General features: G+C 34.5%; 8 protein-coding genes and 1 pseudogene. 4 read left to right on the top strand and 5 right to left on the bottom strand.

What is annotated here, in order from left to right; translation table 11 throughout:
• Positions 1-504: 504 nt before the first annotated feature.
• The 3 genes from AN161_RS28800 to AN161_RS11920 form a co-directional block, all read right to left on the bottom strand.
• Entirely contained in the window at positions 505-639 is a 135-nt protein-coding gene (locus AN161_RS28800; RefSeq protein ID WP_143114753.1) for an AAA domain-containing protein, read from the bottom strand.
• 1011 nt (positions 640-1650) lie between these two features.
• The gene (locus AN161_RS11925; protein WP_053594580.1) at positions 1651-2673 is read right to left on the bottom strand and encodes a trypsin-like serine protease; all 1023 of its coding nucleotides are present in this window, start codon (positions 2671-2673) and stop codon (positions 1651-1653) included.
• Between the two features lie 113 nt (positions 2674-2786).
• Positions 2787-3155, bottom strand: a complete 369-nt coding sequence (locus tag AN161_RS11920; protein WP_053594579.1) for a DUF3221 domain-containing protein — start codon at positions 3153-3155, stop codon at positions 2787-2789.
• 344 nt (positions 3156-3499) lie between these two features.
• Here AN161_RS11920 and AN161_RS11915 point away from each other — a divergent pair, with 344 nt between their 5' ends.
• From AN161_RS11915 to AN161_RS11905, 3 genes and pseudogenes are all read left to right on the top strand, one after another.
• Positions 3500-4606 (top strand): hypothetical protein, encoded by a 1107-nt coding sequence (locus AN161_RS11915; protein WP_053594578.1) that lies wholly within the window; start codon positions 3500-3502, stop codon positions 4604-4606.
• Positions 4584-4826: pseudogene (locus AN161_RS11910) on the top strand (tyrosine-type recombinase/integrase); the annotation flags it as partial. The gene AN161_RS11915 and the pseudogene AN161_RS11910, both read left to right, overlap by 23 nt.
• A 95-nt stretch (positions 4827-4921) precedes the next feature.
• Positions 4922-6304, top strand: a complete 1383-nt coding sequence (locus AN161_RS11905; protein ID WP_053594576.1) for a dipeptidase — start codon at positions 4922-4924, stop codon at positions 6302-6304.
• Between the two features lie 46 nt (positions 6305-6350).
• Here the strand turns inward: AN161_RS11905 and AN161_RS11900 are convergent, their stop codons facing one another.
• Both AN161_RS11900 and AN161_RS11895 read right to left on the bottom strand, forming a co-directional pair.
• Complete coding sequence (locus AN161_RS11900) at positions 6351-6923, bottom strand: nitroreductase (RefSeq protein WP_053594575.1); 573 nt, start codon at positions 6921-6923, stop codon at positions 6351-6353.
• Positions 6924-7022: 99 nt separating this feature from the next.
• The gene (locus tag AN161_RS11895; protein ID WP_053594574.1) at positions 7023-7517 is read right to left on the bottom strand and encodes an amidase domain-containing protein; all 495 of its coding nucleotides are present in this window, start codon (positions 7515-7517) and stop codon (positions 7023-7025) included.
• Between the two features lie 183 nt (positions 7518-7700).
• Between AN161_RS11895 and AN161_RS11890 the strand changes: the two genes are divergently transcribed.
• The gene (locus AN161_RS11890) at positions 7701-8723 is read left to right on the top strand and encodes a DUF2804 domain-containing protein (RefSeq protein WP_053594573.1); all 1023 of its coding nucleotides are present in this window, start codon (positions 7701-7703) and stop codon (positions 8721-8723) included.
• Positions 8724-9084: the final 361 nt, after the last annotated feature.

The raw sequence follows: 9084 nt of genomic DNA, 5'->3' as shown, positions 1-9084 counted from the left end.
TTCAGCAATGGATCGCCAGCCTTCCTAATTATATCAAGGCTTATTTGTCGATTTCAGTCTGCGAAGTTTGAGTTATTTATAAATCATGGAAAAATTACAAAAACTGGTTACAAACTATTCTAAGTGATGTTGTTTAGTTACCATTTTACAAATAAAAATTAAAACTTCTGATATGGCACTTTTAAGTAGTAAACGTTCCTAATTAATCATTAATTGAATATAATGATGTGAAAGTGAAGTCACTCTAAAGGAGAAAAAATATTCATGGACGTTCTCAATGAATTCTTTACTTGGGCCTTTGAAAGGCATCATAATGTTTTAAGTTGGTATATTCGCCCATTATTTTTATTACTTGCATATAAAAGAAGCATTATAGGTTTATTATTACTTTAATCGCATTATTTACAAGCATGTTTTGGTTTTCGAAACCGTCAACAGTAGACCCAAAAATAGAAGAATTTTTAGCTATGGAAATGGATTATTTATATGGAGAATGGAGCTTTATTAAAATCTTATTGTTTTCAATGGTAATATTAATTCTGGAGCTGTGGCACGTGCTGCTTCATCTACTATAACCCAATAATATGTTAAATTTTTCAAATTGTGATTTGAAGCTATTCCTACACACGTTGAATGCAATTAAAGACGCCCCTCTTGCAAAAATATCATTAAATCCATCTAACAACTCTATTCTATTTTTCCACTTACTCATTAACTTTACAGTATCAATAAATTTGGGATTTAAAATTCTCTCATCTACTTCGGATTTCTCGTTACTATTAATCAAGATATCATCAATAAATGTCTCTTCTGCATCATTTATATTTAACTTTTCTTTAATTATTTCCTGAACATTATTATTTACCTTTTGTTTAACTTCCCCAGCCCATCTATTAATCTGTTTATTTAGTTTTAATTACTCTGATGAAGTAGAAATTTTTTCACTATCTCCAATTCTTACAATAATTCTATTAAATAAATCATCTGATAAATTTGAAAGCAGATGGTCTACAGCTACATGTGAAGGAGATGTAAATAGAATTTTACTTTTAGGTTCCTTCGAATAAATTTGTTTAATTAATTCTGTTATTACGGTAGATTAACCCGTATCAGGAGGACCTTGAATAATAAAAAGATCATTTGTAGCTAAACATTTCTTTACAGTTTCACGGTTAGCAATATCCAAATTAGTATTGAAAAATCGACATTATAACACATACAATTGTAGTTTCTAAAGTAGGCGTGGATCATTTCTCACTAAAAGGAAATCTTAAGAATAATCAAAAGGTTTGTTTTAATAAATTGGTGACGGTATCTGACTTATCCAAACATGAGAGTTAAGATGCGGATAATGATGATTGTCTAATATAAAAAGGTTTTTAGATGCATACTTTAGGTGTACCGATACCCTAATTTCAATTTCTACATAAAAAGATCAGGCACTCACTTTTATATGTGCCTGATCTTTTAGAATTTTGTCTTCGTTTGTCATTATAAAGATTATATAGAATTAGTGTTACTCTAAGTATTAATTTAACGGAATTGCTGGAACAACTTTATTTGCATTTCTACCTTTACTTTTTATTCATTGTTGGTTAAAAACCCTCTTTTTAGACAGCTTCATGTAAATTTGCTAAGTTTCTGTTATTGTTACTGCAAAGCTTGAGATACAAAATTGAACATATTTGAATTCATCTTCGGTCCGCCATTCATAGTGTTCCCATTAACAATATATGACCCTCTATGAACACCAACAACTTGGTTATTTGCATTTAATAATGCCGATCCCGACTGTCCAGGTGCAGTATCAATTGTATAAAAGGCTAAAGACGTATCTTCTCTTGTAACATTTCCTCTCATACCAAATTGAGAAATCACACCACCTGCTCTTATTAAATCTCCCGGATACCCAAAAATACCAACATTTTGATTAAGAAGATTATTTACTTGTCTTATTCCAAGAAATCCTGCAACATCTCCTGCATGTCTATTATTACTTGCATCTAAAACAAGAACAGCAAAATCTTCTGAGGTTGAACCAGTTGAAATCCAATTAGAAGGTACAAAATAATCCCTAACATTATAAGAACCAAACCATCCCATGCTATTACTTACGCCTGGATAAACTGTTGCACTAGATATACCCCTTTGTGTTCCAGCATCGATTACACAATGTGCATTTGTTAGAACCCTGTTCCTACCAATTAAAGTACCTGTACAAGTACCACTTGTACCATCCGCCCAATTTAATTCAATATACGAAATCGAACTAAATGGTGCTATTTCTGTATCTTCTACAATTGTTCTACCGTCTTCGCCTATTACTATATATGGAGTTATTTCATTTGTATTTTTAGATAAGTTGTCTTCAATAATAACAGGTGAAGGAGTTACATCAATAAATGATTTACTTTGTAATATTAAGTTATCAATCTCAACAGGTGTAATTTTTCCAGTGCCTTGAAAACTAGGTGTTTCACTAATCAATTGCAAATTACTTTTTCTGAAATCCTCATACTTAATTATTTCACCTTTCGAATTTACCATATCATAAGGATGCGACGATTCACTTGAATCAAATGTAAAACTCCCAAGTTGATCCTCTGCAAAGACATTCATAGGAACTAATAAAAAGATAAACATAAAGAAAAACTTTAAAGTAATTTTTTTCATCTTCATTCCTCCTAGACTGTTGTTAACTAACATTCTATTAAATAAAAGAAATAAACGAAAGTTATTATTAATAAATGGTAATTAAGTAGTATTTTATAATTATAGACTTTTGGTCACATTTTTTCTATACGAATAACTTTGATTTTTGCTGGATTTGACTCCAAAATTTCAGAATACCAAATCCTCACTTTATCTCCACTTTTAATCCCTTTCATAGACAGTTTCAATTCATTATTTAAAATTGAAACTGATTCAAATTTATTTGAATTTTCGCTAGCGAAACTCTCTATATCTGATTGTTGAACGTCCTTTCCTTGAATAAAATAGACTATTCCTTCATGCATTACTATATAGCCAATTTCACTTTCGGTATTTTCTTTACTAGATAACAGCTGGCTAACATTACCTATAAACCATAAAACAACAAGAAAAAGTAACAATAAGACCATGTTGATAATAGGTTTGGAGATTCTGTTCTTCATTCAAATCACCACCTTATATATTTAATTATTTTCATATTGAATACAATTTAACGTTTTTAAATGTACATAATATACCAAATACTGTGCTTACCTCTATTCTACAATACAAACGATACTTCACTTGTACTATTTCCTAAAAAAGGGATAGACATGGCAATTGTTTTGAATTTTCAAGTTAGCGGCCTTTTCTACCTATTTGAAAGTCTACAAGTAGTCAAATTTTTATATACTTCAAAATGCTGACATGAGAAATCAAGAAGTGTAATATTAGGGTATATTCAAATGTTATAATAATTAAGTATGATTTTTTTGAAAACAAGATACTACCTTTAGAAAGCGAATTGATGTTTATGGGTAATTCTAAAAAAAAAGAAATTATAAATGATATTAAGAATTTTGTGAATACTTATCAAATATACATTGATAATGATGCTCCAAATTACTCTAATCTTCAATATATGGGTGAACAATTTAAAAAAGATAATATGCGAAATGAAGAAATTTGCGATTATTGCAAACGAAATATAGCTATTTTGTCAAAATCTATAAAATGGCAAAGTTTTTTTAATTTCGTACAGATAATCTTCATTAATCAGCAAGTCAATAAAATTGAATTTATAAATCAATTTGAAATTGATTATACGTATGCTATGGTGATGAAATATTCTTGCTCAGATGATTTATTCGAATATGACGAATATAATGAAATTTTACATTTATTTATTTCATTAATTCGGATTTTGTATTATTTCGAGGTGAATTCTTTAAATAAAGATTTCCAATCCCTAAAAATATCAAATTATTATCGAACTAGGCGGTTCATAAATAATTCAACAAGATTTGAAATTGATAAAGAACTGATTGGAAAGTTTAAAAAAATAGACTCATCTGTATGTTTAAAAAAGGTTAGTGATTGGTTAGAACACATACCAACAATAGTTATGGAGCGAAGAAATGATTTTATTAAAGGTGAAATTAGTTTAGAAGAAATTTTTTCTTTTCAACTAGGTGATCCCCAATTTATTGGAGAATTGACTTTGAGCGAAATCGAGCTGATTCTAAAAACTTTTTGTGTCGATTTTTCAGAAATCAAAAAATACTCAGATGATGATTTGTATCTAGTCAATAGAATTTCAAATAAGTTTTTAGTCAGAAATGACAATCATATTACTATTATAAATATTGGGCAGCTAGCTGATAATTATATTTCGGATTTTTATGAATTGTTCAATCAAATGGATAACCAAAGATATAAAGAAGATGTTTTTAATATCCGAGATAAGTTTCTTGATGAGCAGGTAGCAAAACTTCTAAGTAGCCATTTTGGAAAAAAAAGAGTATTCCGAAATAGTAATTGGTCAATGAATGGAAATACTGGTGAAAATGATTGCTTAGTTATAATTGATTCAGTGGCTTTGATTTTTGAAGCAAAAAGTTTTAAAGAGAACTAAGTTACCTAAAACAACAATACATGGTTTACGACATACGCATTGCACTATTTTGTTAAATCGTGGGCTAAATGTGAAGGTAATCGCTGAAAGGCTTGGCAATACTCCGAAAATGATTATGGATGTATATGGACATATTTTGAAGGAATTAGAAGTGGAATCTGTATCACTCTCTAGCCATGCTTTACAGACAAGTGGGGCTAAAACTGGGGCAAATCATTAGTAAATACAGCAAAAACCATTGCTATAGCAAGATTCCCCAACCACATTATGCTATACTATTTCTATTATCGAAATATTTGAAAAGAGGGATGCTAGATGACAAATGTACAGCAGTTAGATGCGTATTTCACTGAACATCGCGAAGCACACTTACATGAATTAAATGAATTTTTACGTATTCCAAGTATTAGTTCTTTGTCTGAGTATAAGGGAGATATACAAAATGCTGCAGAGTGGCTAGCGAACGCTTTTAAAAAGCTAAATCTTGAGAACGTCTCTATTACGCAAACTGCAGGTCACCCTGTTGTTTATGCTGATTGGTTACACGCAGAGGGAAAACCAACTATTCTGTTTTATGGTCATTATGATGTTCAGCCTGTTGACCCATTAAATTTATGGGAAACTGAGCCGTTCAACCCTACAATCCGAGATAACAAATTATTTGCTCGTGGTGCTAGTGACGATAAAGGGCAAGTGTTTATGCACTTAAAAATGATTGAAGCACTATTTGCGACAACTGGCACTTTACCAGTGAACGTGAAATTCATCTATGAAGGTGAAGAAGAGATTGGTAGTCCTAACCTTCCTGCCTATGTTGAAGAGCATAAAGAGAAACTAGCTGCAGACTTAATTTTGATTTCTGATACAGGTTTATATGGTCCTGGTAAGCCTGCTGTATGCTACGGATTACGTGGCTTAACGGGGGTTCAAATCGATGTTCGTGGTGCAAAAGGTGACCTTCACTCTGGTATTTACGGTGGCGGTGTCCAAAACGCTATTCATGCATTAGCTGACATTTTAGCCTCTTTCCGTGATGAACATGGGACAATTCAAGTGGAGGGCTTCTACGACAACGTTTTATCATTAACTGAAGAAGAACGCGAAGCTTACCGTGCGCTTGGTTTTGATGAAGAATCCGTGAAGGAAGAAGTTGGCGTGAAGGAATTATTCGGTGAAGCTGGCTATTCCTATTTAGAACAAACTTGGGCACGCCCAACATTAGAGGTCAACGGTGTGTTTGGTGGCTTCTCTGGCGAAGGCATTAAAACAGTGCTTCCTGCTGAGGCTGGCGCAAAAATCACATGCCGTCTTGTGCCAAATCAAGAGCCTGATGAAATTGTGGCACTATTAAAAGCACATATTGAAAAACATAAACCAACTGGCGTTGAGGTGACAATCTCTGAATTCGATAAAGGTCGTCCATTCTTAACACCATTTGATCATCCACTTATCCAAGCTGCTGGTCGCTCATACGAAAAAGTATATAATGTACCAACTGCTTACACACGTGGAGGAGGATCAATCCCTATCGTGGCTGCCTTTGATGAAATTTTAGAATTGCCAGTAGTGCTTATGGGCTTCGGCTTATCAAGTGAAAACTTCCATGCACCAAATGAGCATTTCCATTTAGAAAACTTCGATAAAGGATTGCGTGTTTTAAGCGATTATTTATTTGAGGTCGCGGAATTACAAAAATAAATGAAACAAATCCCCTCGCTAAAAAGTAACGAGGGGATTTGCTATGTTATTCTCCAAAAATCGTAACGATATCTGCTGATTTTTTACGTTCTTTCCCTTTCGGTGCTTCATCAAAATAGCCAACTTGTAGCATCGCAATCACGCGCTCACCCGGCTGAACCTTTAAGGCTTCACGGAATTTCGGATTATCTAGGAACCCAGGAGTTTTCCAGCATGAGCCGATTCCTTTATCCCAAGCTAATAATTGAATGTTTTGAATAAATATACTTGCCGCTGCGTAATCTTCTAAACGCTCTTTTTGTCGTGCATCCTCTGGAACGATCACAAATGCATAACCACCTGGTAATGTGAATTTTGTCATTTGCTTCGCTAAATCTTCACTTGAAAGCTCCTGCCATTTCGGTATCGCTAGTTCGCGCAACAAATTATGAAGAGTAGATAACTCCTCACCACAAGCAACGACTAAACGCCAAGGCTCTCGATTACCATGATTCGGTGCCCATACCGCATCGTCAATAATAGCCATTAAATCTCCACGATCTACCGACTGGCCATTAAATTTTTTAATAGAACGACGCTCAATAATCGCATCCCTAACAGACAAAATTTTTTCGCTCATATATTCTTATCTCCTTCTATAACATTACAGTATATTAGAATTTATATCTTCTATCTTTCACATTATCACAAAATGATGAGCTTTAACACTACTAGCTCCCTAAGCAAAACTATCATCTATATGAATGAAAAAATAAGTCATGCTTGGCGTATAGGCCGTTGAATCTTCATAAAAATATGGTCGATTAATACTATCTGAAGTGTGTGCGTTAACATATGGAATATCATTTTGAATACTTGTCACAATTACAGAGTGGTCAACTCTTCCATCCCCTTGGAAATCATAAAAAATGATATCTCCAAGTTCCAATTCTTCGGCAGATTGTACACGCCTCCCCTTCAATCCAGTCGTAGAGCCTTCCAAATACCATCTAAGGGAATGTGCAACAGACCAGCTAAAACTCCAATTGCTATGTTGACCCCACCAACCTTTCCCTCTGTTTGGAGCACCTCGCATTGGTGCTCCTCCAGCAAATAAACATTGAGATATATAGTTCGTACAATCAACAGTAAAGTTCGGAAATGCTGGATTACGCCTGTTCCACCACAAATTCGCATATTGTACAGCGGCCTGCCTGTTATACATTTTTGCCACGCTTCCCCTCCTTATGTCCATCATATGTATATAGAAGTGTTTCTATTAGTTAGGTCCTTATTCTTAAAAATGTCGAAAGTGGTCTTATTTGGTACTATCTTTTCCATTTCTAAGATAGTTTTTGCTACAATAGGGGTAAAGGATGTATAGATTTTTATTTTATGACCAGAAGGGATGTTGAATGTGAAGCAGCATGCTGAGAAAGAAATTATACAGCCTACTCTTTTATGCGATAAAAAAGGTAATTTAAATCCAGCTGCCATCGGATTTGCACGTAAACCTTTCATAAATAGCAATTTAAGTGGACATTTTATGCGCAAAAAGAAATGGAATTATTGGTGTGTCTACGGTGATGAGATCATATTCTCTGCTACTATTAGTCATCTAGACTACGCAGCGGTCTGCTTCGTCTATTTCCTTGAATATGAAACACAGCGCTACTTTGAAAAAACAATTACAATTCCTTTAGGTGGAAAGTTAAAAATGCCTACACAGGTGCTAGATTCAGTATCATTCAAAAATAGTGAAATGATGATTGATATGACATATTTACAAAATGAAACACATCTATCAGTTTCTATCCCAGACTTCGATGGAGATGTTTTACGTGCGAAGCTTGTCATTCAGCATCCATCTACAGATGAGTCATTGAATGTAGTCATTCCTTGGAACCGCAAAACATTCCAATTTATAGGTAAGCATCATATACTCCCCACTTCTGGCGTTGTAACAATTGGAACTCGCCGCTTTACATTTTCACCTGAGGAAAACTTCTCTGTACTAGAATATAGTCGTGGCGTTTGGCCGCGTGAATCAACATGGAATTGGGGAATGGCCTCACAGCGAGTTCGAGGTAGACGAATTGGACTCAATTTAGGTGGTAAGTGGACAGACGGAACTGGAATGACCGAAAATGCTGTTTTCGTTGAAGGTAAAATGACAAAAATACATGAGGATGTACTGTTCAATTATAATCAAGAGGATTTGATGCAACGCTGGAAAGTTAAGACGAAATTCTCTAACCAAGTTTCATTAACATTCTCCCCGTTTTTCGAGCGTGTATCTGTAACAAAAGCCGGTCTCGTAAAATCTGAAGTACATCAGATGTTTGGCTATTACGACGGCTCCGTATTACTAGACAACGGCGAAACACTTGTCATCAAACAAATGCTAGGCAGTATCGAAGAAAACCGCGTAAAATGGTAAGGCTTAACCTATTACGATATACTTCTCATACTAGGATTTAACGCACTGATATTCGCGCATCCTCAGCGCGTTAAATCCGAAAAAGCCCATGAATAACGCCTTTTCGGCAATTTCTGTTTTATCCACGATTTTGGCGGGGCTATCCGTCATTTCGGCTCTTCTTTCCGTCGCTCTGATTTCTTNTCCGTCGCTCTGATTTCTTTCCGTCACCCTGCCGGTTTTATCCGTCGCTTGGACCTTCCTATCCGTCGCTCTGACTTCTATCCGTCACTTCAGCTCTTCTTTCCGTCGCTTGGACTTTTCTTTCCGTCGCTTTCGCCTTTCTATCCGTCATTTCGGCTCTTCTTTCCGTCGCTCTGAT

Origin of the sequence: Lysinibacillus sp. FJAT-14222 (genome assembly GCF_001278875.1) — a bacterium.
GTDB classification, from domain to species: Bacteria; Bacillota; Bacilli; order Bacillales_A; family Planococcaceae; genus Lysinibacillus; species Lysinibacillus agricola.
The sequence above is the reverse complement of the archived record's forward strand: the minus strand, read 5'-3'. Positions and strand labels throughout refer to the sequence as shown.